General features: G+C 63.3%; 22 protein-coding genes. 18 read left to right on the top strand and 4 right to left on the bottom strand.

Annotation, left to right across the window (positions count from 1 at the left end):
* The 14 genes from H7F36_RS12170 (at position 1) to H7F36_RS12105 (ending at position 13,533) form a co-directional block, all read left to right on the top strand.
* Positions 1 to 2,031, top strand: coding sequence for a bifunctional 3-phosphoshikimate 1-carboxyvinyltransferase/cytidylate kinase (locus H7F36_RS12170; protein WP_187051071.1), 2,031 nt, complete (start codon positions 1 to 3; stop codon positions 2,029 to 2,031).
* Between the two features lie 170 nt (positions 2,032 to 2,201).
* A complete protein-coding gene (rpsA, locus tag H7F36_RS12165; RefSeq protein WP_187051070.1) occupies positions 2,202 to 3,890 on the top strand; it encodes a 30S ribosomal protein S1 in 1,689 nt (562 codons plus the stop codon).
* Positions 3,891 to 3,963: 73 nt separating this feature from the next.
* Entirely contained in the window at positions 3,964 to 4,278 is a 315-nt protein-coding gene (locus H7F36_RS12160) for an integration host factor subunit beta (RefSeq protein ID WP_187051069.1), read from the top strand.
* Between the two features lie 31 nt (positions 4,279 to 4,309).
* The gene (locus H7F36_RS12155) at positions 4,310 to 4,609 is read left to right on the top strand and encodes a lipopolysaccharide assembly LapA domain-containing protein (protein WP_187051068.1); all 300 of its coding nucleotides are present in this window, start codon (positions 4,310 to 4,312) and stop codon (positions 4,607 to 4,609) included.
* Complete coding sequence (gene lapB, locus H7F36_RS12150) at positions 4,599 to 5,777, top strand: lipopolysaccharide assembly protein LapB (RefSeq protein WP_187051067.1); 1,179 nt, start codon at positions 4,599 to 4,601, stop codon at positions 5,775 to 5,777. The genes H7F36_RS12155 and lapB overlap by 11 nt, the downstream gene beginning before the upstream one ends.
* 176 nt (positions 5,778 to 5,953) lie before the next feature.
* Positions 5,954 to 6,322: a ComEA family DNA-binding protein gene (locus H7F36_RS12145; protein ID WP_187051066.1), complete on the top strand. Its 369-nt coding sequence runs from the start codon at positions 5,954 to 5,956 to the stop codon at positions 6,320 to 6,322.
* A 203-nt stretch (positions 6,323 to 6,525) separates the two neighbouring features.
* Entirely contained in the window at positions 6,526 to 6,903 is a 378-nt protein-coding gene (crcB, locus tag H7F36_RS12140; protein ID WP_187051065.1) for a fluoride efflux transporter CrcB, read from the top strand.
* An 83-nt stretch (positions 6,904 to 6,986) separates the two neighbouring features.
* Positions 6,987 to 9,968, top strand: a complete 2,982-nt coding sequence (locus H7F36_RS12135; protein ID WP_187051064.1) for a monovalent cation/H+ antiporter subunit A — start codon at positions 6,987 to 6,989, stop codon at positions 9,966 to 9,968.
* Positions 9,968 to 10,315, top strand: a complete 348-nt coding sequence (locus H7F36_RS12130; RefSeq protein WP_187051063.1) for a Na+/H+ antiporter subunit C — start codon at positions 9,968 to 9,970, stop codon at positions 10,313 to 10,315. Before H7F36_RS12135 ends, H7F36_RS12130 begins: the two co-directional genes overlap by 1 nt.
* A 37-nt stretch (positions 10,316 to 10,352) precedes the next feature.
* Positions 10,353 to 12,038, top strand: coding sequence for a monovalent cation/H+ antiporter subunit D (locus tag H7F36_RS12125; RefSeq protein ID WP_187054944.1), 1,686 nt, complete (start codon positions 10,353 to 10,355; stop codon positions 12,036 to 12,038).
* Complete coding sequence (locus H7F36_RS12120) at positions 12,035 to 12,526, top strand: Na+/H+ antiporter subunit E (RefSeq protein WP_187051062.1); 492 nt, start codon at positions 12,035 to 12,037, stop codon at positions 12,524 to 12,526. Before H7F36_RS12125 ends, H7F36_RS12120 begins: the two co-directional genes overlap by 4 nt.
* The gene (locus tag H7F36_RS12115) at positions 12,523 to 12,801 is read left to right on the top strand and encodes a K+/H+ antiporter subunit F (RefSeq protein WP_187051061.1); all 279 of its coding nucleotides are present in this window, start codon (positions 12,523 to 12,525) and stop codon (positions 12,799 to 12,801) included. Before H7F36_RS12120 ends, H7F36_RS12115 begins: the two co-directional genes overlap by 4 nt.
* Complete coding sequence (mnhG, locus tag H7F36_RS12110) at positions 12,798 to 13,157, top strand: monovalent cation/H(+) antiporter subunit G (RefSeq protein WP_187051060.1); 360 nt, start codon at positions 12,798 to 12,800, stop codon at positions 13,155 to 13,157. The genes H7F36_RS12115 and mnhG overlap by 4 nt, the downstream gene beginning before the upstream one ends.
* Before the next feature lie 10 nt (positions 13,158 to 13,167).
* Positions 13,168 to 13,533 carry a hypothetical protein gene (locus tag H7F36_RS12105; protein ID WP_261802253.1) on the top strand — a complete coding sequence of 122 codons (366 nt, stop codon included), beginning with the start codon at positions 13,168 to 13,170 and terminating at the stop codon, positions 13,531 to 13,533.
* 47 nt (positions 13,534 to 13,580) lie between these two features.
* Here the strand turns inward: H7F36_RS12105 and H7F36_RS12100 are convergent, their stop codons facing one another.
* The 4 genes from H7F36_RS12100 to H7F36_RS12085 all read right to left on the bottom strand — a co-directional run bounded on the left by H7F36_RS12100 (position 13,581) and on the right by H7F36_RS12085 (position 17,919).
* Positions 13,581 to 14,459, bottom strand: coding sequence for a carbohydrate ABC transporter permease (locus tag H7F36_RS12100; RefSeq protein WP_187051059.1), 879 nt, complete (start codon positions 14,457 to 14,459; stop codon positions 13,581 to 13,583).
* Positions 14,456 to 15,358, bottom strand: coding sequence for a carbohydrate ABC transporter permease (locus H7F36_RS12095; protein WP_187054942.1), 903 nt, complete (start codon positions 15,356 to 15,358; stop codon positions 14,456 to 14,458). Before H7F36_RS12095 ends, H7F36_RS12100 begins: the two co-directional genes overlap by 4 nt.
* Positions 15,359 to 15,479: 121 nt before the next feature.
* Positions 15,480 to 16,808 (bottom strand): ABC transporter substrate-binding protein, encoded by a 1,329-nt coding sequence (locus H7F36_RS12090; protein ID WP_187051058.1) that lies wholly within the window; start codon positions 16,806 to 16,808, stop codon positions 15,480 to 15,482.
* Positions 16,809 to 16,845: 37 nt separating this feature from the next.
* Positions 16,846 to 17,919 carry an ABC transporter ATP-binding protein gene (locus H7F36_RS12085; protein ID WP_187051057.1) on the bottom strand — a complete coding sequence of 358 codons (1,074 nt, stop codon included), beginning with the start codon at positions 17,917 to 17,919 and terminating at the stop codon, positions 16,846 to 16,848.
* Positions 17,920 to 18,073: 154 nt separating this feature from the next.
* Here H7F36_RS12085 and H7F36_RS12080 point away from each other — a divergent pair, with 154 nt between their 5' ends.
* The 4 genes from H7F36_RS12080 to H7F36_RS12065 all read left to right on the top strand — a co-directional run bounded on the left by H7F36_RS12080 (position 18,074) and on the right by H7F36_RS12065 (position 22,560).
* Positions 18,074 to 18,916 carry a FadR/GntR family transcriptional regulator gene (locus H7F36_RS12080; RefSeq protein WP_261802252.1) on the top strand — a complete coding sequence of 281 codons (843 nt, stop codon included), beginning with the start codon at positions 18,074 to 18,076 and terminating at the stop codon, positions 18,914 to 18,916.
* Positions 18,913 to 19,932 carry a D-erythronate dehydrogenase gene (gene denD, locus H7F36_RS12075; RefSeq protein ID WP_187051056.1) on the top strand — a complete coding sequence of 340 codons (1,020 nt, stop codon included), beginning with the start codon at positions 18,913 to 18,915 and terminating at the stop codon, positions 19,930 to 19,932. Before H7F36_RS12080 ends, denD begins: the two co-directional genes overlap by 4 nt.
* Complete coding sequence (locus H7F36_RS12070) at positions 19,929 to 21,782, top strand: IlvD/Edd family dehydratase (protein WP_187051055.1); 1,854 nt, start codon at positions 19,929 to 19,931, stop codon at positions 21,780 to 21,782. The genes denD and H7F36_RS12070 overlap by 4 nt, the downstream gene beginning before the upstream one ends.
* A 112-nt stretch (positions 21,783 to 21,894) precedes the next feature.
* Entirely contained in the window at positions 21,895 to 22,560 is a 666-nt protein-coding gene (locus H7F36_RS12065; protein ID WP_187051054.1) for a DUF3348 domain-containing protein, read from the top strand.
* Positions 22,561 to 22,565 lie beyond the last annotated feature (5 nt).

Raw genomic sequence — 22,565 nt, 5'->3', positions numbered from 1 at the left:
ATGTTTTCGACGCCATTTCTCGACCTGCCCCCGCTGGTCGCCGCGGCAGGCACGGTGCAACTGCCCGGCTCCAAGAGCATCTCGAACCGCGTGCTGCTGCTGGCCGCGCTCGCGAGCGGCACGACGACGGTGCACGACCTGCTCGATTCCGACGACACGCGCGTGATGCTGGACGCCCTGGTCCAACTCGGGTGCGGTGTGCGGCGCGACGGCGGCACCACGCGCATCGAAGGGTTGGGCGGCCAACTCGGCGTCGCTTCGGCGACCCTCTTTCTCGGCAATGCCGGCACCGCCATGCGGCCGTTGACCGCCGCGTTGGCGCTGCTCGGCGGCGAGTTCGAACTGAGCGGCGTGCCGCGAATGCACGAGCGACCGATCGGCGATCTGGTCGACGCGCTCACGCAGTTCGGTTGTCGCATCGATTACCTCGGCAACCCGGGCTACCCGCCGCTGCGGATTCATCCAGTCGACCACGTCGCGCTCGCACTCGACACGCCGATCCGCGTGCGCGGTGATGTGTCGAGTCAGTTTCTGACGGCCCTGCTTCTGGCGCTGCCGCTGGCCGCGACGCGCGACATCGTGATCGAGGTCATGGGCGAACTGATTTCCAAGCCTTACATCGAAATCACGCTCAATTTGCTTGCGCGCTTCGCCATCTATGTGCGCCGCGATGGCTGGGAACGTTTCACGATTCCTGCGGGCAGCTGCTATCGCTCGCCGGGCGACATTCATGTCGAGGCCGATGCTTCTTCCGCCAGTTACTTCATCGCTCTGGGTGCGATCGCGACCGGTCGCGCGAAAGCCGCGGATGGCCCGAGCAGCGCAGTGGCCCCGCTCCGCATCGAAGGGGTCGGTGCCGACTCTATCCAGGGCGATATCCGCTTCGTCGAAGCCGCGCGGCAAATGGGCGCGGACATCACGAGCGGCGCCAACTGGCTCGAAGTGCGGCGCGGCGCCTGGCCGCTGAAGGCAATCGACCTCGATGCCAATCACATCCCCGATGCCGCCATGACGCTGGCCGTGATGGCGCTCTACGCCGACGGCCCGAGCACGCTGCGCAACATCGCCAGTTGGCGCGTGAAGGAAACCGATCGTATCGACGCGATGGCGAACGAACTGCAGAAGTTGGGCGCCACCGTAGAGGCCGGACCGGACTTCATTCGCGTATATCCCTTGCCAACGGGCGGCTGGCACGCTGCCAGCATCCACACCTATGACGATCACCGCGTCGCCATGTGCTTTTCGCTTGCCGCGTTCAATCCGGATCGAATCGGGGTTCGCATCCTCGATCCACATTGCGTAGCAAAGACCTTTCCCGACTACTTCGAAACGATGTTTTCGGTGGTCGAGCCTGCATCAGTGCCGGTCATCTGCATCGATGGCCCGACCGCTTCGGGCAAAGGCACGCTGGCGGTCGAAGTTGCGTATCGGCTCGGCTACCACTACCTTGATTCCGGCTCGCTCTATCGCGTGACCGGCCTCGCGATGCGACGCCAAGGCTTCATGCCCGAGCCACAGCACGAAGCGCAGATCGCAGACATGGCGCGCTCGCTGCCGCTGCGTTTCGTCGAAGGCAAGGTCATGCTCGCTGACGAAGACGTGACCGACGCGATTCGCAGCGAAGCCGCCGGTATGGACGCGTCGCGCGTGTCTGCATTGCCGGCCGTGCGCGAGGCCTTGTCCGCCCTGCAAAAGAGCTTTCAGCGGTTGCCCGGACTGGTGGCCGACGGGCGCGACATGGGCACCGTCATCTTCCCCGATGCGCCGCTCAAGGTTTACCTCACGGCCAGCGCCGCCCACCGCGCCGAGCGCAGGTATAAGCAGTTGATTTCAAAGGGTATTTCGACTACACTCGATAGTCTTCGCGCTGACTTGGAGGCACGCGACGCAAGGGACTCATCCCGCAGCGTTGCGCCTCTCAAACCCGCGCAAGATGCCCGCCGCTTGGACAACTCCAGCCTTTCGATCGAACAGTCGGTCAACGAGGTGTTGGCTTGGTGGCAGCAAACGCAGCCCTTCAAGGAAGCTTGACCGGATGCGTGGTTCCAGCCGGTCCCTGCCGCGCGACAAGCGCACCGGCCTGCTGGTTTTTTCAACTCAACCCGGGCTACTTGCCCACAACCGCCGTCTACAGAACTTACGCAGCCGCACGCAACTTCGCACTGGCGCCTGCTCACCCTGCCTGACGGAAGGAACCATAAATGTCTGAATCTTTTGCTGAACTGTTCGAAGAATCGCTGAAGCGTTCCGAGATGCGTACTGGCGAGGTCATCACGGCCGAAGTCATCCGCGTCGAACATAACCACGTCGTCGTTAACGCCGGGCTCAAGTCCGAAGCGTACGTGCCGATCGAGGAGTTCAAGAACGACAAGGGCGAGCTCGAAGTGCAGGCCGGCGACTTCGTTTCCGTTGCCATCGGCAGCGTCGAAAACGGCTACGGCGACACCATCCTGTCGCGTGACACCGCAAAGCGTCTCGCTTCGTGGCTGGCGCTTGAGAAAGCCCTGGAATCGGGCGACTTCGTCACCGGCACCACCAGCGGCAAAGTCAAGGGTGGCCTGACCGTTCTGGTCAACGGCATCCGCGCATTCCTGCCGGGCTCGCTGATCGACACGCGTCCTATCAAGGACCTGACCCCGTACGAAAACAAGACCCTCGAATTCAAGGTCATCAAGCTCGATCGCAAGCGCAACAACGTGGTCTTGTCGCGTCGCGCTGTGGTCGAAGCCAGCATGGGCGAAGAACGCGCCAAGCTGATGGAGACGTTGAAGGAAGGCGCAGTCGTGCGCGGTGTGGTCAAGAACATCACCGAATACGGTGCGTTCGTCGACCTCGGCGGTATCGACGGCCTGCTGCACATCACCGACATGGCATGGCGTCGTGTTCGCCACCCGAGCGAAGTCGTTCAGGCCGGCCAGGAAATCACCGCCAAGATCCTCAAGTTCGACACCGAAAAGAACCGTGTCTCACTGGGTCTGAAGCAAATGGGCGACGACCCATGGATGGGCGTTTCGCGCCGCTACCCCCAATCGACCCGCCTGTTCGGCAAGGTCACGAACATTGCCGACTACGGCGCGTTCGTCGAACTCGAACCCGGCATCGAAGGCCTGGTGCACGTCTCCGAAATGGACTGGACCAACAAGAACATCGCTCCGAACAAGATCGTCTCCCTGGGCGACGAAGTCGAAGTCATGGTCCTGGAAATCGACGAAGACAAGCGCCGCATCAGCCTGGGCATGAAGCAGTGCAAGGCCAATCCGTGGCAAGAGTTCGCACAAAACACCAAGCGTGGCGACCGCGTCAAGGGCCCGATCAAGTCGATCACCGACTTCGGCGTGTTCGTTGGCCTGGCAGCAGGCATCGACGGCCTGGTTCACCTCTCGGACCTCTCGTGGAACGAAACCGGCGAAGCTGCCGTTCGCAACTACAAAAAGGGCCAGGAAGTCGAAGCGCTCGTGTTGGCAGTCGATGTCGACCGCGAACGCATCAGCCTCGGCATCAAGCAACTCGACAGCGATCCGTTCACCACCTTCACGACCGTGAACGACAAGGGCCAGATCGTCACCGGCAAGGTCAAGACCGTCGACGCCAAAGGCGCTGAGATCGACCTCGGCGAAGACATCCTCGGCTACCTTCGCGCCAGCGAAATCTCCCGCGACCGCGTGGAAGATGCTCGCAACGTGCTGAAGGAAGGCGACGAAGTCACTGCTGTCGTGTTGAACGTGGACCGCAAGACCCGCAACATCCAGCTGTCGATCAAGCAGAAGGACATGGTCGACGAACAAGGCGCCATGGCCAACCTGAGCCAGCAGTCGGCACGCGAAAACGCGGGCACCACCAGCCTGGGCGCCCTGCTGCGCGCCAAGCTGGACAACAACGACAGCAAGTAAGCTGCGTCCGCAAGACAGAGCCGGCCAGGTGGCCGCTCTGTCTTTTTTTTCGCCTTCGTTTTTCTTGCGGCCTATGACACGCTCTGACCTCGTCGAAGAACTTGCAGCCCGATTCGCGCAACTGACACATCGCGATGCCGAATACGCGGTCAAGACGATTCTCGACGCCATGAGCGAAGCGCTCGTGCGCGGGCATCGCATCGAGATTCGCGGCTTCGGCAGCTTCTCGGTCAATCGGCGACCGCCGCGCATCGGACGCAATCCGCGCTCGGGCGAGAGCGTGCAGATCCCCGAAAAGCGGGTGCCGCATTTCAAGCCGGGCAAGGCACTGCGCGAAGCGGTAGACGCTCGCACCGCCGAGCTCGACGCCGCGAGCCGCAAGGCCTGATGGCAAAATCGTGGCGCCAACGGGGACGCGCATGAAATACCTCCTATGGCTGCTCAAGGCAGCCATTTTTTTTACCCTCTTCGCATTTGCGCTGAACAACCAGCAAGACGCGACGGTCTATTTTTTCTTCGGTACCTTCTGGCGCGCACCGCTCGTGCTGGTCGTGCTGGCCGCGTTCACCGGTGGCCTGGTGGTCGGCGCCCTCGGCATGCTGCCTGGCTGGTGGAAGCACCGCGTCGCCGCGACCCGAATCCCGGAGACGCTCCCCGTCGCAACGGCAGCCCCGGCGGCTAACGTGGAACTGCCTGTGGCACGACAACATGGACTTTGACTTCAGCTGGCTATTGCTCGGCTTGCCGATCGCTTTCGTTCTCGGCTGGCTGGCATCGCGCTTCGACCTGCGACAGTTGAAGCTCGAGAACCGTCAAGCACCCAAGGCCTACTTTCGCGGCCTTAACTTTCTGTTGAACGAACAGCAGGACCAGGCCATCGACGCCTTCATCGAAGCCGTGCAGAACGACCCCGATACGCAGGAACTGCACTTCGCGCTCGGCAACCTTTTTCGACGGCGCGGCGAGTACCAGCGCGCTGTGCGGGTACATGAACATCTGCTCGGACGCGGCGACCTGAGCCGCGCTGACCGCGACCGCGCGCAGCATGCATTGGCGCAAGACTTCCTGCGCGCCGGCCTGCTCGATCGCGCAGAAGCGGCACTGCAAAAGCTCGAAGGCACACGCTATGAGAACGAGGCCCGTCTGTCGTTGCTGGCGATCTACGAGCGCTCGCGCGAATGGGCGCAAGCGGCCGAGGTCGCGCAAAAACTCGATGACTCGGACCAAGCCAGCTACGGCACGCGCCGCGCCCATCATCTGTGCGAGCAAGCCGCCGAGCAGACCGCAGCGGGCGACCTTTCTGCTGCAGCGCAGTTGCTCGCTCAAGCGACCGCTCTGGCGCCGCAAGCCCCACGCCCGGCCATCGACACAGCCAACCTTCAACTGCGCAATGGCGAGTCGGCAGCGGCCTTCGAAACATTGATGGCCCTGTCGGAAGCTGCGCCGCTGGCGTTGCCGCTCTTCGCCGCGTCGTTGCAGCAGGCTGCTGTAGCGTCACAACGTGCCGGCGAAGCGCTCGCGTTGCTGCAGCGTCGTTATGCCGCGTCGCCATCGATCGACGTGCTCGAGGCCGTTATCGCGCTGGGTGGCACGCCGATCCTGCCGGACGATCTCACCTCAGCCGAAGCACCGACGCCACGAGACGGCTACATCGCGCACTTGACCCATCAGCCCTCGCTTGTGGCCGCATCGCGCTGGCTCGCGGGAGAAACGCTGACCCACGAACAGTTTCATCCGCAGGTTCAACGTGCGCTCGATCAGGCCACACGGCCACTGATGCGCTACCGCTGTGCCGCTTGCGGCTTCGAGGCGCACCAGTATTTCTGGCACTGCCCAGGCTGCCAGGCATGGGACAGCTACCCGCCGCGGCGTGTCGAAGAACTGTGAACAAGCGCCAACAGAACGCTGAGCCTCATCCCAAGATTTGATGAGTTTTTGCGGCGTGGGTATTGAGACATTTGATTGGGAAATCCCGGTCAACGCCCGTTGTCGCGACTCCGTTGAAACGAAGCCGGCGCGTCTTGCGCCGTGCTTTCACATCAACAAATCAGGGAGTAGTAATCATGTTCAAGAAATTTGCAGCGGCTCTGGCCGCCATGGTGTTCGCAGTCGCTTCGTTCGCCGCAGTCGATGCCAATAAGGGTACGGCCGCAGAACTCGACGGCCTCAAAGGTGTCGGCCCCGCGATGTCGAAGCGCATCATCGATGCGCGCACCACCAGCCAGTTCAAAGACTGGCCCGACCTCATGAGCCGCGTCAAGGGCGTCAAATCCAAGATGGCAACAAAGCTTTCCAACCAAGGTTTGACCATCAACGGTGAAGCTTTCAAGGGCGCAGTCGATGCAGCACCGGCAAAGGCAGCCACGGGCGCGAAGGTTGCCAAAGCAGACGTCAAGGACGACGCAAAGCCGAAGGCTGCTGCCAAGCAGTAATTGAGTCGGGCGCAATAAGTGCGAAACGCAAAGCCGCCTTCGGGCGGTTTTTTTCGTCCGCATTGCACCGTTCGAGAAAGAAGTGGACGCAGAAACGCGAGTTTGTTGGCATTTGGTAGCCTGCATCGCGCTCATCACGATTTTCCCTAGTAACGTGCCCATCCTTCCCGACCTGATGATGGGCTTAGAAAAGTAGCCTAACCATGTTCCTGCAAGGCCTTGTCATCTGCATCGCCGCGTGCGTCGGCGCTCTGTTGCGGTGGGGCGTTCAGCTCTGGCTCAACCCTGGCGGCACCTTGCCGTGGGGCACGCTGGCAGTCAATCTGGTCGGCGGCTTCCTGATCGGAATCTGCATCGCGGCCTTCGACGCCTTTCCCGATACCGACCCAGCCTGGCGCCTAATGGCGATCACCGGTTTTCTCGGCACGCTGACCACGTTTTCCAGCTTCTCCGCCGAGGTGGTCGGCATGCTGCTGCAGGGTCGCGCTGGCCTGGCGCTCGGAACCGTCGCGCTGCATCTCGGAGGCTCGCTCTGCCTGACTTGGCTCGGCTTTCGCGCGGCCCAATCCGTGCTCGGGTAGTTCCGGGAGGTGGTTCGGGCACCCCACCCGCACCCCACGCGCCAGCGGCAAAGCAGCAAACACGCTCGATAGAATTACCTTCGATGCCATTGGTTTTCCTCGTCGCCCTCCCCTTCGTTGCCAGTCTGCTGGCGGCGCTGTTGCCGTCCAATGCGCGCAATCGGGAGTCGACTCTGGCAGGGCTTGTCGCACTGGGCTGTGCGATTCAAACGGCCTGGTTTTTCCCGCGACTGGCCAACGGCAACGTGCTGCGGCAAGAGATCGAATGGTTGCCCGAACTAGGCCTCAATCTCGTGTTTCGCATGGATGGCTTCGCATGGCTGTTCTGCATGCTGGTGCTGGGCATCGGCGCGCTGGTGGTGCTCTATGCGCGCTACTACATGTCGGCGTCGGACCCTGTGCCACGCTTCTTCTCCTTCTTCCTCGCATTCATGGGCGCGATGATGGGCGTGGTGCTCTCGGGCAACCTGATGCAGATGGTGTTTTTCTGGGAGCTCACCAGCCTCTTCTCGTTCCTGCTGATCGGCTACTGGCACCACCGGCGCGACGCCCGACGCGGCGCTCGCATGGCGCTGACCGTCACGGGTGCCGGCGGCCTGTGCCTGCTGGCTGGTGTGCTGGTGCTGGGCCGGATCGTCGGCAGCTACGACCTCGACGTGGTGCTGGCATCGGGCGAGTTGATCCGCAGCGACACGCTCTACCCGGTCGTGCTCGTGCTGGTGCTGCTCGGCGCCTTCACCAAGAGCGCGCAGTTTCCGTTTCACTTCTGGCTGCCGCGCGCCATGGCGGCGCCGACCCCCGTGTCGGCTTACCTGCATTCGGCAACGATGGTGAAGCTCGGCGTGTTCCTGATGGCGCGGCTGTGGCCCGTGCTCTCGGGCACCGAAGAGTGGTTTTGGCTCGTCGGTGGTGCGGGCGCGATCACGCTGTTGCTCGGCGGTTTCATCGCGATGTTCCAGCGCGACCTGAAGGCGCTGCTCGCTTATTCGACCATCTCGCACCTCGGCCTTATTACTTTGCTGCTCGGGCTCAACAGCCCGTTGGCTGCGGTAGCGGCGGTCTTCCACATCATGAATCACGCGACCTTCAAGGCGTCGCTCTTCATGGCGGCCGGCATCATCGACCACGAGAGCGGCACGCGCGACATCCGCAAGCTCAGCGGGCTGCTGAAACTCATGCCGATAACCGGCACGTTGGCGATCATCGCGAGCGCGTCGATGGCCGGCGTGCCGCTGCTCAACGGCTTTTTGTCGAAGGAAATGTTTTTCGCAGAAACCGTGTTCATTCAATCCACCCCGTTGATCAACTGGGGCCTGCCGATACTCGCAACGCTCGCGGGTATCTTCAGCGTGGCCTATTCGGCGCGCTTCGTGTTCGACGTGTTCTTAGGCCCGACCTGCGCACCGCCTGAAGTACCGCGCACGCCGCACGAGCCGCCGCACTGGATGCGCGTGCCAGTCGAGTTGCTGGTGTTGATTTGCCTGGTCGTGGGCGTCGCGCCCGCCTGGTCGATCGGTGCGTTGCTGGCGACTGCCGCAACACCGGTGGTGGGTGGCGAATTGCCGGAGTACAGCCTGGCCGTCTGGCACGGCTTCAACCTGCCGCTGATGATGAGCTTCGTCGCGCTGGCAGGCGGCGCCGCGCTGTACCTGTTGCAGCGCCGGCGCCGTGCGGCCGGCAACCTGCAACATACGCCGCTCACGCATCGCTTCGATGGGCAGCGCATGTTCGAGCATGCGCTCGCGCAACTGAGCGAGGCAGGCCGCCGCAGCCGGCGCCTGCTCGGCACACGCCGGCTGCAAACGCAATTGCTGCTGCTCATCGCCTTTGCCGTGATCGCCGCCGGCGCTGCGCTGTGGCAAACGCCGGTGTCTCGCGGCGCGCGCGAGTTGCTGCCGTTCTCGCCGATGTTCGCGATGATGTGGCTCATCGGCATCGTGTGCGCGCTGGGCGCAGCGTGGCAGGCCAAGTTCCACCGCCTCGCCGCGCTCATGCTGGCGTCGGGCGCCGGGCTGGTCTGCTGCATCACTTTCATCTGGTTCTCCGCGCCCGACCTGGCGCTGACGCAGCTGGTTGTCGAGGCCGTCACCACCGTGCTGATGCTGCTCGGCCTGCGCTGGCTGCCGATGCGCAAAGAGGCAACGCAGCCGGCCCGCACACAGCTGCGGCAATGGAGCCGCCGCGGTCGCGACCTGCTGCTTGCGACAACGGCGGGCGCGGGTATGGCGTCACTCGCGTGGCTCTTTATGACGCGGCCGTTTCCGCTGAGCATCTCGCCCTTCTTTCTTGAACATGCACTGACCGAAGGCGGCGGCACCAATGTCGTCAACGTGATGCTGGTCGACTTCCGCGGCTTCGATACCTTCGGGGAGATCACCGTGCTCGGCGTGGTCGCACTCACGATCTACGCACTACTGCGCCGCTTTCGGCCGGCGCCCGAATCGATGGCCTTGCCGGCGCAACAGCGCGCGCAGGACGACGGCAGCAGCGACCTGCTCAACCCGCGGCTCGCCAAAGACACGGCCGTCGGCTACCTGATGGTGCCCGCCGTGCTGGTGCGCCTGCTGCTGCCGCTGGCAGTGCTGGTGTCCATTTACTTCTTCATGCGTGGTCATAACGCGCCAGGCGGCGGCTTTGTCGCCGGGCTAGTGATGTCGGTCGCGCTGCTTTTGCAGTTCATCGTGTCGGGCACCGAATGGGTCGAGGAGCACTTGCGCATCTATCCGCGGCGCTGGATCGCCATCGGCCTGTTGCTGGCGCTGGTGACCGGCGGTGGGTCGGTGGTGCTTGGCTATCCGTTCATGACAACGCACACCGCGCACCTGCATCTGCCCCTGCTGGGCGAAGTGCACGTGCCGAGCGCGCTCTTCTTCGACATCGGCGTGTTCGCACTGGTGCTTGGAGCCACCATGCTGATCCTGACGGCGCTCGCGCACCAATCGGTGCGCAGCCACCGCTGGGCCGAGGAGCAGGACGAGCGCGAGGCCGAGGCCAAAGCGGCCGCAGCGTCGGCCTTCTCCGCGCTACCCGCGCCACCCGCGCCACCCGCGGAGGCCGCTGCCTGATGGAACTCGTTCTCGCCATCGCGATCGGCGTACTCACCGGCTCCGGCATCTACCTGCTGCTGCGCCCGCGCACATTCCAGGTCATCGTCGGTCTCACGCTGATGTCGTATGCCGTCAACCTTTTCATGTTCAGCACCGGCCGGCTGACGGTCGACAGCGAACCGGTGCTGATGAAGGGGCTCAAGGCCACGCTCGTCAACACCGCCGACCCGATGCCACAGGCGCTGGTGCTCACCGCCATCGTCATCGGCTTCGCGATGACCGCGTTGTTCCTCGTCGTGCTGCTGGCCTCACGCGGACTGACCGGCACCGACCACGTCGACGGCGAGGAGGTCCGGCGTGAATGAGCTGACCCACATGCTCGACCGGCTGCTCGAGTTCAGCATGCCGCACCTGGTCGCTGTGCCGATCCTGGTGCCGATGTTCACCGCCGCGCTCATGCTGCTGCTGGGCGAACAGCGGCGACGGCTCAAGTCCGCGTTGAGCGTGATCTCCGGCTTGGTCGGCCTGCTGGCGGCGCTGGCGTTGTTGCGCTGGGTCAACGCGCCCGACACCGGCACCGGGCCGGGCTCCATCGGCGTCTACCTGCCCGGTAACTGGAAGGCGCCCTTCGGCATCGTGCTGGTGGCTGACCGGCTCTCCACCATGATGGTGGCACTCACCGGTGTGATCGCTTTCGCGGCATCGATCTATTCGACCTCGCGATGGGACCGTGCCGGCGTGCACTTTCATCCCTTGCTGCAACTGCAGTTAATGGGCCTGAATGGCGCGTTCCTCACCGGCGACCTGTTCAACCTCTTCGTCTTCTTCGAGGTGATGCTGGCGGCGTCGTACGGCTTGCTGCTGCACGGCTCGGGCAGATTGCGGGTGCAGGCAGGCCTGCATTACATCGCGATCAACCTCGCGGCGTCGTCGCTGTTCCTCGTCGGCGCAGCGATGCTCTACGGCGCGACCGGCACCCTGAACATGGCCGACCTCGGCATGCGCATCGCGCAGATCGCTCCGGCTGATCGCGGCCTGGTCCATGCGGCAGCGGCCATTCTGGCGACGGCCTTCTTCGCCAAGGCCGGCGCGTGGCCACTCAACTTCTGGCTGGTGCCGGCATACAGCGCCGCCGTGTCGCCGGTCGGCGCCGTGTTTGCATTGCTCACCAAGCTCTGCATCTACACCGTGCTGCGCTTGTGGACGACGCTCTTCGCGCCCGACACCGGCCTGTCCGCGCAGTTCGGCCAGGACGTTCTCATCACCGTCGGCCTCATGACGCTGTTCGTCGGCGCGCTCGGCATTGTCGGCACGCAGCGCCTGTCGAACCTCGCCGGCTACAGCGTGTTGATCTCCGCCGGCACGCTGCTCGCTGCGGTCGGACTGGGCGACCCTGCCGTGTGGGCAGGCGCGCTGTACTACCTGGTGAGTTCGACGCTCGCGGTCAGCGCATTCTTCCTGCTGATCGACATGATCGAGCGCTGGCGCAATGCCGGTGCCAGCATCGCGCCCCACGAGCAGTCGGGCCATGCACCTTTCCTTGCCGAGGACTTGAAACCACTCGCCGACGTTAACCTCGACGACGAGCAGCAGGCGCTCTACGGCCGCGCCATTCCTGCCGGCATCGCGTTCCTGGGGCTGAGCTTCATGGCCTGCACGCTGCTGCTGGCCGGGTTGCCACCGTTGTCCGGATTCGTCGGCAAGTTCGCGATGCTGTCGGGCCTGCTCGATGCACCGGTGGTGACAGCCTCCGGCATCGCCTTCATGGTGCTGCTGATCGCCTCAGGCTTCCTGACGTTGCTCGCGTTGAGCCGTGCCGGCATACGACATTTCTGGACACAGGTGCACGCGACCATGCCCGCGTTGCCCGCGCTCGAAGTGTTGCCCGTCGCGGCGCTGCTCGTCGCTGCCGCGGCCTGGACGATCGCCGCCAACCCGGTCATGCACCACGCGATTGAAACCGCCAATGGGTTGCGCACGGCCAAGGCCTACCGGCACGCGGTGATGAACGCGCGGCAGGTTGCCAATCCAGCACCCAAACGTGCAGCCGCCGCGCTGGGCCCAGTTTCTGGTGAGGTCGTGCGATGAAGCGCTGGCTGCCCTCCCCGCCGCTGTCGCTCGCGCTCTTCATCGTGTGGCTGCTGCTCAACCAGTCGATGGATTCCTCGACGCTGTTGCTTGCCGCCATCCTGTCGATCGCGGTGCCGCTGCTCACGCGCAGCCTGCGCCCCGCCACTGTGCGCATGCGACGGCCCGGCATCGCGCTGATGCTCGTCGGGCGCGTCATGGACGACCTGTCGGTGTCGGCATGGACGGTCGCTCGCATGCTGCTCACCCGCCGCACCGCAGACATCCACTCTGCATTCGTCAAGGTGCCGCTGCAGATGCGCGACCCCAACGGCCTGGCAGTGCTGGCGATGATCCTGTGCCTGACGCCCGGTACTGCGTGGGCCGAGTTGTCGTTCGACAGCTCCGTGCTGCTGATCCACGTTTTCAATGTCGACGACGAGGCCGCATTCGTCGCGCAAGTGCAGCAAAGGTACGAGCGCCCCCTCATGGAGATTTTCGAATCATGACGCCGGTGCTGCTCTGGGCGCTCAAGCTGGCACTGCTGCTGCTGGCGGTCGCGATGCTGTGCGCGCTCGCCCGCCTGACGATCGGTCCCACCGCTCAGGACCGCATCACCGCGCTCGACTGTCTCTACATCAACGGCATGCTGATGATGCTGGTGCTCGGCATCGTGTACGCCAGCAATGTGTACTTCGAGGCGGCGCTGCTGATCGCGCTGTTCGGCTTCGTCGGCTCGACGGCGTTGGCCAAGTTTTTGTTGCGTGGCGAGGTGATCGAATGAACGACGCTTTTCTCGGCGGCCCGTTGCCGCTTTGGGCAGAGATCGTCACCGCGGTGTTCGTGGTGGTCGGCGCCGCCTTTGCCGCCATCGGTTCATTCGGGCTGGTGCGCCTGCCGACTTTCTTCAGGCGCATCCATGCGCCAACCATCGGCGCCACGCTGGGCGTGTGGTGCATGACGATCGCGACGATCGTCTACTTCTCGGTGCAGGGCGGCAAATTGTTCTTGCACGCTCTTCTCATCGCAGTTTTCGTCGCGCTGACAGCACCGGTGACGACGATATTTTTGATGCGGGCGGCCCTGTTCAGAGAGCGGCAAAAAGGGGGCGATGTTCCGCCGGCGTCGAAACGCGATTAAGGTGGCGCTCATGAGCAAATCGATCATTGCCCGGCTCGGGCTGTCTGGCCTGTTGGCGTTACTTGGCGTGGCCTGCTGCGCCGCCGCGCTCGCGCAAGACGCACCGAAAGTCCCGATCCAGACCGATGACAAGGGCAGCGTCTACGTCGCACCCAATGTTTCGTCGACAGAGACCTCGATGGACGCGAAAGGCGCCACCGTCGGCGTTCTGCAGAAGGACGGCAGCGGTGTCTACACCGGCATGGACACATCGACTCCGCGTCCAACCTATTCGGTAGGCGGCAGCACCGGTGGCAACACGTCTTTCTCGGCGGGCGTCAACTCCGACGGAAAAGAGAACAAGGGCATGAAGGCCGGTATCACCATCAAGTACTGATCGCAGGCCCATAGGCCCGCAGCGCTTCCGAACCGCTTATTCCTTGCTTATTCCTTCACCGACCCCGTCATCCCGGACACGTAGTACTCGACGAAGAACGAGTAGATAAAAGCCACCGGAAGCGAGCCGAGCAGCGCACCGGCCATGAGCGGGCCCCACTGGTACACGTCGCCCTGCACCAGCTCTGTGACCACGCCGACCGGCAAGGTTTTCATCTCGGACGACGAGATGAATGTCAGCGCATAGATGAACTCGTTCCACGACAGCGTGAAGGCAAAGATGCCGGCCGAGATCAAGCCCGGCACAGCCAGCGGCAATACGATCTTGATCAGGATCTGCCAGCGATTGGCGCCATCGATCAGCGCGCACTCTTCGAGCTCGGCCGGGATCGACCTGAAGTAACCCATCAGCAGCCAGGTACAGAACGGGATGAGAAAGGTCGGGTACGTGAGGATGAGCGCCCAGCGCGTATCGAACAGCCCGAGGTTGAACACCACGTTGGCGAGTGGAATGAACAGGATCGACGGCGGCACCATGTACGCCAGAAAGATTGACAGGCCGACCTGCTTGGAGCCAGTGAATCGCAGCCGCTCGATGGCGTAGGCCGCGAACACCGAGGCCGCGAGCGAAACGAAGGTCGACACCACCGACACCAGCACCGTGTTCCACAGCCATTGCGGATACGAGGTTTCAAACAGCAGCTTGTAGAAATGCGCCAGCGTTGGCTTGATCACCCAGAAAGGATTGCCGTCGCGCGACAGCAACTCGGTTTCAGGCTTCACCGAGGTGATCGCCATCCAGTAGAACGGAAACAGCAGCACGATCAAAAAGACCAGCAGCGGCAAATACACCGTCACCATCTTGCGTGGCAACGAATCCAGAAAACTCATGCCGACCGTGTCGACCTGGCTGTTGGGATTGCTCATTTGTCGCTTCCGCCTTGTTGCCATGCACGGCGTTGGAGGCCGAAGAAACTGAACATCACACAAGCCAGCAGGAAAGGCACCATCGCGATGGCGATGGCGGCGCCCTCACCGAGCGCGCCGCCTGAAATGGCGCGCTGGAACGACAGGGTCGCCATCAAATGGGTGGCGTTCAGCGGGCCGCCGCGAGTAATGACATAGATCAACTGGAAGTCGGTGAAAGTGAAGAGCACCGAGAAGGTCATCACCACCGCGATGATGGGCGTCAGCAGGGGCATCGTCACATGCCGGAACTGCTGCCACGGGGTCGCGCCGTCGATGGCCGACGCTTCATAGTAGGAAGGCGAAATCGTCTGCAGTCCGGCGAGCAAGGTGATGGCTACGAAAGGCACGCCGCGCCAAACGTTGGCGATGATGACCGCGATGCGCGCGTTCCACGGGCTACCGAGAAAGTCGATGTACGTATCGATCAGCCCCATCTTCACCAGCGCCCAACTGATGATGGAAAACTGCGAGTCGTAGATCCACCAGAACGCAATCGCCGACAGCGCGGTCGGCACGATGTACGGCAGAAGGATCACCGCGCGGAAAAAGGTCTTGAAGCGGATGTTCTTGTTCAGAAGAATCGCAAGCCACAAGCCCAGAACAAACTTGAACACGCTCGCCACGGCTGTGTAGAAGAGCGTGTTGAAAAGCGCGAGCCGCACCACGGCGTCGCCCCAAAGATATTCGTAGTTTTCAAGCCCGACCCATTGACCGGGCCGGCCGACCTTGGCATCGGTAAAGCCCAGGTAAGTGCCCAGCCCCAGCGGGTACGTCAAGAACAGCAGCAGCAACACTGCGGCCGGCAGCATGAACATGAGGCCGAGCGCGTTGCGACTGTTCTGCATGCGTGCGAGCAGCGGCATCGGCCGCGCTGCGCCGGCCGGCTGTAGCCGGCCGCTGTCGGCGCCTGCCGGTGGAGTGACGACCCGTGGTGTGGACATTTATCTGGCGACTTCTCTGAGCTGGTAAAGCTTGTGGTTAAAGCTTGTAGTAGCGCTCGGCGCGCTTCTGTGCGCGCTCGGCGGCTTCCTTCGGCGTCTTGGCGCCGCTGGCGGCTTCGGCCACCATGTTCGGAATGATGAAGTCCGCTGCCGCACCGGCCGAGGCGTAACCCAGCTTGCCGTCGTAGCCCGCTGGACGCAGGTTCTTCACCGAATCGCGGTACGGCGTGTTCTTCGGATCCGAGCTCCAGATCGTGTTCGCTTCGTAAGCACGCAAGGGCTGCGCGACATAGCCACCGCCACCCTGCAGCCACGGATCGAACTGCTCTTTTTCCATCATGAAACGCAGGAACTCTTTCGATGCCTGCGGAAACTTCGTGTACTTCATGACCATCTGGTTGAAGAACAAGTGCGACTCGGTCGGCACGCCGGCCGGGCCGATCGGGAACACCGCGTGGTTGATGTCGGCAGCCATCTCCTTGACCTTGGGGTCCGGTGAGTTCTTGGCGGCGTAGTAGATCGAGATGCCGTTGTTGGTGACGCTGATCTGGCCGTCGAGGAAGGCCTTGTTGTTGTTCGGGTCGAGCCATGACAGCGTGCCGGGAATGAAATTGGCGTACAGCTCCTTGCTGTATTCCAGTGCCTTGATGGTCTCCGGGCTGTCGATCACGACCTTGTTGGTCTTGTCGACCAGCTTGCCGCCGAATGCCCAGACCAGCCAGTTCGTCCACACGCTGTCGCCGGTCGCATTGCCGAGCGCCATGCCACCGGGCGTACCCTTTTCTTTCAGCGCCTTGTAAAGCTTCAGGAAGTCGTCGGTGTTCTTGGGGAAGGTGTCGAAGCCGGCCGCCTTGACCATGCTCTCGCGGTACACGATGAGTGAGCCTGAAGCGCCGAGCGGCAGGCCGAGCCACTTCTTGCCATCGGGGCGCATGAAGGCCTCGCCCGCCGGGTACCAGCCGCCGTACTTCTTGCCGAGGTATTCGGCCAGGTCGGTCACGTCGAGCAGTTTGTCGGGATAGAGGTTGGCGTCGTCGTTGGTCGACAAAATGATGTCAGGGCCGGCGCCGGTGTTGGCAGCGACAGCAGCCTTGGGTCGCACGTCTTCCCAGCCCTCGTTGTCGACGCGCACCTCGACACCCGTGGCCTCGGTAAATTTCTTGACATTGGCCATGTAGGCGTCGATGTCGCCCTGCACGAAACGGCTCCAGCGCAACACGCGCAGCTTGGCGCCTTTTTCGGGCTTGAAAGTCATCGTCTGGGCTTGCGCCGACGACGAGAAAAGCGCGGTGCCGGTGCCAAGCGTCGCTACTGCGGCAACGCCGGCAGAGCTCTCCAGAAACTTGCGGCGGTTGAAGTCATTCATTCATGTCTCCTAAATGTGAACGGGACCAACTGATAAATCAAGCCACCAGCCGTTCGCCGGTGGCTGCATCGAAAAGGTGTGCGCGCTGCAGGTCGGGTTGCAGATGGATCATGGTGCCCGGCGCAAAGTCGTGGCGCTCGCGGAACACGGCCGACAGCTCCACGCCTTCATGCCGGCACGACACGAAAGTGTCCATGCCGGTCGGTTCCATGACAACGACCTTCGACGGAATGCCGCCCGCGTCGGACAGCAAAAGATGCTCCGGCCGCGTGCCGTACACGACAGGCTGACCATCGGCACCGCCGGCCTGCAAGGGTGCATCGAGCCGCGTGCCGTCTTGCAGTTCGACATGCGCCACACCGGATTTTCGATGCAGCGTGCCTGGCAAGAAGTTCATCGACGGCGAGCCGATGAAGCCGGCGACGAACTGATTCGCCGGCCGGTCATAAAGCTCGAGCGGGCTGCCGGTCTGCTCGATCCGGCCATCGCGCATCACCACGATCTTGTCGCCCATCGTCATCGCTTCGATCTGGTCGTGCGTGACATAGATCGACGTCGTCTTCAGGCGCTGATGCAATTCCTTGATCTCGCTGCGCATCGCGACGCGCAGCTTGGCGTCGAGGTTGGACAGAGGTTCGTCGAACAGGAAAACCTGCGGGTCGCGCACGATGGCACGACCCATCGCGACGCGCTGCCGTTGCCCACCCGACAGCTGGCGCGGATAGCGGTCGAGGAGCGGGATCAGCGCCAGAATTTCGGCCGCGCGCTTGACCTTCGACTCGATGATCGACTTGTCGGCCTTTGCCAGCGCGAGCGAGAACGCCATGTTGTCGCGCACCGTCATGTGCGGATACAGCGCGTAGTTCTGGAACACCATCGCGATGTCGCGCTCCTTTGGTGGCAAGTCGTTGACGCGCTTTTCGCCGATGCGAATTTCGCCGCCGTTGATTTGCTCCAACCCCGCGATCATGCGCAGCAACGTCGACTTGCCGCAGCCCGAAGGGCCGACCAGCACGGTAAAGGAACCGTCCTTGATGTCGATGTCGACGCCGTGCAGGATCGGGACATCACCGAAGTTCTTCTTGACACCCTGGATCGTGACGCTGGCCATGCAGATGGAATCCTCAAAAATTCTCGAACAGACTTAAAGAATGCGGAGACTCCGCATTGCAGCCAGCGGAGTATCGACATTGCAGCCATCTATCGCTATCAGGGCAAACCGGTAGGAGAAAACCCCCGAAAATTTGTATGATGACCTGATAACCGTGCTTCATTCCGCTGCTGCCGCACAGGCATCTCCCTCTTCAAAGCCCTTCCATCTGGTGGCCGACCGGCTGTCGGACAGGCTCGCGCTGCGCCTGATTTCGCAGATCGAGTCGGGCGCGTGGCAGCCCGGTGACCGCCTGCCGACCGAGCAGCAACTGGCCGAGTCGCACGGCGTTTCGCGCACCGTCGTGCGAGAGGCAGTGCACCAGCTCAAGTCGAAGGCGCTGGTCATTTCGCGGCAGGGCTCGGGCGTGTACGTGGCGCAAACGCCGGTCAATCGGCCGCTGGTGTTCGACCCGGCGGTGCTCGAGTCGGTTCAAGCTGTCGTGCATGTGGTCGAGGTCCGTCGCGTGCTCGAAGGCGAGATCGCTGCACTGGCCGCCGAACGCGCCACGCGCGCCCAGATCGCAGCCTTGCGTCGTGCACTCAAGGCGATCGACACGGCGGTCGCGGCCGGCCACGACGGCGTTGCCGAAGACCTCGCGTTCCATCGGGTCATCGGAGAATCGACCGGCAATCCGCAGTTCCGTCTGCTGCTCGGCTTTTTGGAGCAGTACCTGCGCGAAGGCATGCGCATTACGCGCGGCAACGAGGCACGGCGCATCGACTTCATGCAGGCGGTGCAACACGAGCATCGGGCACTGGTCGAGGCCATCGCCAATCGCGACGCCACCGCCGCGCGGCACTACGCGACGCAACACATCATCCGTGGCGAAGAGCGGCTGGTCGAAGGCGGCGTCATCACCGGACAGCGCCGCCGTGCCGCGGCGCGTGTCTCGACACGTCAGACCCCAGCACGTCAAATCAAGACGAGACGAACCATCCAAAAGGAGACCCCATGAAATTGCTGATCACCGGAGGCGGTGGCTTCCTCGGCGCGCGACTGGCGCGCACCCTGCTGCGACGCGGCACCTTGGCCGGACAGAGTATCGACAAGCTCGTGCTGACCGACATCGCACCGCCGCCAGCCGACCTGCTGGCCGATCCTCGGGTCGAGGCGCGCACCGGCCCGCTGCTGACGCAAACCGATGCGCTGCGTACCGAGCCCTTCGACGGCGTGTTTCATCTGGCCTCGGCCGTGTCGGGCGAATGCGAAGCCGACTTCGACCTCGGCCTGCGCTCCAACCTCGACAGCACGCGTGCCTTGCTCGACGCCTTGCGCGCCAATGTTGACGACGGCGGCAAGGTGGCGCGCGTGGTGTTCTCCAGTTCGGTCGCGGTGTTCGGGCCCGACCCGGCGATCACCTTTCCCAAGGTGGTCGCCGACGACACGCTGCCAGCGCCGCAAACGTCCTACGGCGTGCAAAAGCTGATCTGCGAACACCTCATCGCCGACTACACGCGCAAGGGCTACATCGACGGCCGCGCGGCGCGTCTGATGACGGTTACGGTACGCCCAGGCAAACCGAACGGGGCGGCATCGTCGTTCTTCAGCGGCATCATTCGCGAGCCGTTGGCGGGCGTCGAGTCGATCTGTCCGGTGTCGCCCGACGCGTCGCATCCGATGTCGTCGCCGTCGCGCACGGTCGACGGGCTGATCGCCGTGTACGAAGCCTCGCGCGAAGCTTTCTGCGGCCGGCTCGCACTCAATTTGCCCGCGCTGAACGTGCGCGTGAGCGACATGCTCGAAGCGCTCGAACAGGTGGCCGGCAAGTCGGTGCGCGCGCTGGTGCGCTTCGAGCGCGACGAGCGCGTTGCCGGCATCGTGGCCAACTGGCCGAGCGGCGCAACCGCTGCGCGCGCTGCCGGCCTCGGCCTGCTGCCACACGAAAATTTTGCCGAAATGATTCAGCAGTACATCGACGACTGCTCCGCCTTGCCGACCGCACAAGAAACCCTCAAGGGGATGAAACGATGACGAAAGCCTCCACGCCCAAAAGCGACCCAAAGAGCAACCCGAAGAGCACGCCCAAGAAGCCGCGCACCAGCCCGCAGCGCCTGCGCTCGCAGTCGTGGTTCGACAACCCCGACAACGCCGACATGACGGCGCTCTACATCGAGCGAACGATGAACTTCGGCCTGAGCTTCGACGAGCTGCAGTCGGGCCGGCCGATCATCGGCATCGCCCAGACCGGCTCTGACATCGCGCCGTGCAACCGCCACCACATCGTGCTGGCCGAGCGCGTGCGCGAAGGCATCCGCGACGCGGGCGGCATCGCGTTCGAGTTTCCGATCCATCCGATCCAGGAAACCTGCAAGCGCCCCACCGCATCGCTCGACCGCAACCTGCAATACCTCTCGCTCATCGAGGTGCTCTACGGCTACCCGATCGATGGTTGCGTACTTACCACCGGCTGCGACAAGACCACGCCGGCGCAGTTGATGGCCGCAGCCACCGTCGACATTCCGGCCATCGCACTCAACTCCGGCCCGATGCTGAACGGCTGGTACAAGGGCGAGCGCACCGGCTCCGGCACCATCGTCTGGAAAGCGCGCGAGCTGATGGCCGCCGGTGAGATCGGCTACCAGGAGTTCCTGAAGCTGGTCGCGTCGTCGGCTCCATCGACTGGCCACTGCAACACGATGGGCACGGCATCGACGATGAACTCGCTGGCCGAGGCACTGGGCATGACCTTGCCCGGCAGCGCGGCGATTCCGGCGCCCTACCGCGACCGGCAGGAGATGGCCTACCTGACCGGCAAGCGCATCGTCGAAATGGTGCGCGAGGACCTGAAGCCATCGGACATCATGACGCGCGAAGCCTTCGAAAACGCCATCGTCGTCAACTCGGCCATCGGCGGATCGACCAACGCGCCGATTCACCTCAACGCCATCGCCAAGCACATCGGCGTGAAGCTGGACAACGACGACTGGGAAAAGATCGGCTACAAGGTGCCGCTGCTGGTCAACCTGCAGCCAGCCGGCGAATACCTGGGCGAAGACTATTACCGCGCCGGCGGCGTGCCTGCCGTGGTGGCCGAGCTCATTGCGAAGGGCAAGATCAAGCCCGCGCTGACGGCGAATGGCAAGACCATCGTCGAGAACTGCGAAGGCCGTTTCACCGACGACCGCGACGTGATCTTCCCGTATGCCAAGCCCATGAAAAAGGACGCGGGTTTCCTTCATTTCAGGGGCAACCTGTTCGACTCGGCCATCATGAAGACCAGCGTGATCACACCGGAGTTCCGCACCCGCTATCTTGAAAACGCTGCCGACCCGATGGCGTTCGAAGGGCTGGCTGCGGTGTTCGATGGCCCGGAGGACTACCACCACCGCATCGACGATCCGAAGATGAAGCTGAACGAGCACACCGTGTTGTTCATGCGCGGTGTCGGTCCGGTCGGCTACCCCGGTGCGGCCGAGGTCGTCAACATGCGCGCACCCGACTACCTGCTGAAGAAGGGCGTGACCGCGCTGGCCTGTATCGGCGATGGCCGGCAGTCGGGCACGTCCGGTTCACCGTCGATCCTCAACGCCTCGCCCGAGGCTGCGACCGGTGGCAACCTCGCGTTGCTGAAAACCGGCGACCGCGTGCGCATCGACCTGAAAAAGCGCACCGCGAACATGCTGGTGAGCGACGAAGAAATCGCCAAGCGCCGCGCCGCGCTCGAAGCGGCCGGTGGCTACAAGTACCCGGCGAGCCAGACGCCGTGGCAGGAAATCCAGCGCAACATCGTCGGCGAGCTGTCCGAAGGCATGGTGCTGAAGCCGGCCGTGAAGTACCAGAAGATCCATGCGACCTTCGGAGTGCCGCGCGACAACCATTGATGGGCCAAGGCACGGTGCCGACGGCCTGAGGTCTCGGTTTCCCTACACCTTTTCCGTCGCCTTTCCCCGTGTTTGCCGCGTGTAGACTGCGTGGTTTTTCGCTCTGGACGGTATGGTGCAAGTGCCCCGGCGCACAGGCTTCAACGGGTCGATACTCGTTCGCCTCCTCGCCCGACTGACGGACATCGACGTCGCCGACTCCAAACGGTCTTTCACAGACCGATTGAGTCAGTGGCTCGGCTGGACCGACGCGATCACGCTCTCTTCGGTTTTGAACGGCGAGGTGCCGAATGCACCGTTGCGCCTGCGCAATGCCCTCGCGGCATCGAGCACCGAAGAAGCCGAATGCGTACGCGTGCGGGCCGTGCTGGTCACCGCGATCAACGGAGACCTCGCGCCCTCCCGCAACGCGGCAACGGGCACGACCACCGACTTCGCCCCTTATCGCAGGCGCTACATTGCCCGACAACAGGCCATGGAGACGAATATCGCCGGCATGCGCAGGCGTGTGCGCGTGGCATTGGCGAGCAAATCACCGTCCATGGTGCAGCTCGCCGCGCTGGATGCGGTGATGGAGCGGGCGCTGGCCGTGCATGAGCAACGTTTGCTGGCGACGGTGCCGGGCTTGCTCGAGAAGTATTTCAAGCGCCTGGCGCATGGCGAGCCTGAAGCATGGCGAGACGCATTCGTCAAGGACATGCAAAGCGTGTTGCTCGCCGAGCTGGAGATTCGATTGCAACCAGTCGAAGGGCTGCTCGAAGCCCTTCGAGAGACATAACGGGA

The sequence above is a fragment of the Variovorax sp. PAMC28562 genome (assembly GCF_014303735.1).
GTDB lineage: Bacteria > Pseudomonadota > Gammaproteobacteria > Burkholderiales > Burkholderiaceae_C > Variovorax.
Note: the sequence above shows the minus strand (reverse complement) of the source record. Positions and strands in the feature narration are given on the sequence as shown.

What these genes read in the sequence shown, in the direction of transcription:
- H7F36_RS12170 (WP_187051071.1), top strand. Translation starts at nt 1, where the DNA reads ATGTTTTCGACGCCATTTCTCGACCTGCCCCCGCTGGTCGCCGCGGCA.
- rpsA (WP_187051070.1), top strand. Translation starts at nt 2,202, where the DNA reads ATGTCTGAATCTTTTGCTGAACTGTTCGAAGAATCGCTGAAGCGTTCC.
- H7F36_RS12160 (WP_187051069.1), top strand. Translation starts at nt 3,964, where the DNA reads ATGACACGCTCTGACCTCGTCGAAGAACTTGCAGCCCGATTCGCGCAA.
- H7F36_RS12155 (WP_187051068.1), top strand. Translation starts at nt 4,310, where the DNA reads ATGAAATACCTCCTATGGCTGCTCAAGGCAGCCATTTTTTTTACCCTC.
- lapB (WP_187051067.1), top strand. Translation starts at nt 4,599, where the DNA reads ATGGACTTTGACTTCAGCTGGCTATTGCTCGGCTTGCCGATCGCTTTC.
- H7F36_RS12145 (WP_187051066.1), top strand. Translation starts at nt 5,954, where the DNA reads ATGTTCAAGAAATTTGCAGCGGCTCTGGCCGCCATGGTGTTCGCAGTC.
- crcB (WP_187051065.1), top strand. Translation starts at nt 6,526, where the DNA reads ATGTTCCTGCAAGGCCTTGTCATCTGCATCGCCGCGTGCGTCGGCGCT.
- H7F36_RS12135 (WP_187051064.1), top strand. Translation starts at nt 6,987, where the DNA reads ATGCCATTGGTTTTCCTCGTCGCCCTCCCCTTCGTTGCCAGTCTGCTG.
- H7F36_RS12130 (WP_187051063.1), top strand. Translation starts at nt 9,968, where the DNA reads ATGGAACTCGTTCTCGCCATCGCGATCGGCGTACTCACCGGCTCCGGC.
- H7F36_RS12125 (WP_187054944.1), top strand. Translation starts at nt 10,353, where the DNA reads ATGCCGCACCTGGTCGCTGTGCCGATCCTGGTGCCGATGTTCACCGCC.
- H7F36_RS12120 (WP_187051062.1), top strand. Translation starts at nt 12,035, where the DNA reads ATGAAGCGCTGGCTGCCCTCCCCGCCGCTGTCGCTCGCGCTCTTCATC.
- H7F36_RS12115 (WP_187051061.1), top strand. Translation starts at nt 12,523, where the DNA reads ATGACGCCGGTGCTGCTCTGGGCGCTCAAGCTGGCACTGCTGCTGCTG.
- mnhG (WP_187051060.1), top strand. Translation starts at nt 12,798, where the DNA reads ATGAACGACGCTTTTCTCGGCGGCCCGTTGCCGCTTTGGGCAGAGATC.
- H7F36_RS12105 (WP_261802253.1), top strand. Translation starts at nt 13,168, where the DNA reads ATGAGCAAATCGATCATTGCCCGGCTCGGGCTGTCTGGCCTGTTGGCG.
- H7F36_RS12100 (WP_187051059.1), bottom strand. Translation starts at nt 14,459, where the DNA reads ATGAGCAATCCCAACAGCCAGGTCGACACGGTCGGCATGAGTTTTCTG.
- H7F36_RS12090 (WP_187051058.1), bottom strand. Translation starts at nt 16,808, where the DNA reads ATGAATGACTTCAACCGCCGCAAGTTTCTGGAGAGCTCTGCCGGCGTT.
- H7F36_RS12085 (WP_187051057.1), bottom strand. Translation starts at nt 17,919, where the DNA reads ATGGCCAGCGTCACGATCCAGGGTGTCAAGAAGAACTTCGGTGATGTC.
- denD (WP_187051056.1), top strand. Translation starts at nt 18,913, where the DNA reads ATGAAATTGCTGATCACCGGAGGCGGTGGCTTCCTCGGCGCGCGACTG.
- H7F36_RS12070 (WP_187051055.1), top strand. Translation starts at nt 19,929, where the DNA reads ATGACGAAAGCCTCCACGCCCAAAAGCGACCCAAAGAGCAACCCGAAG.
- H7F36_RS12065 (WP_187051054.1), top strand. Translation starts at nt 21,895, where the DNA reads ATGGTGCAAGTGCCCCGGCGCACAGGCTTCAACGGGTCGATACTCGTT.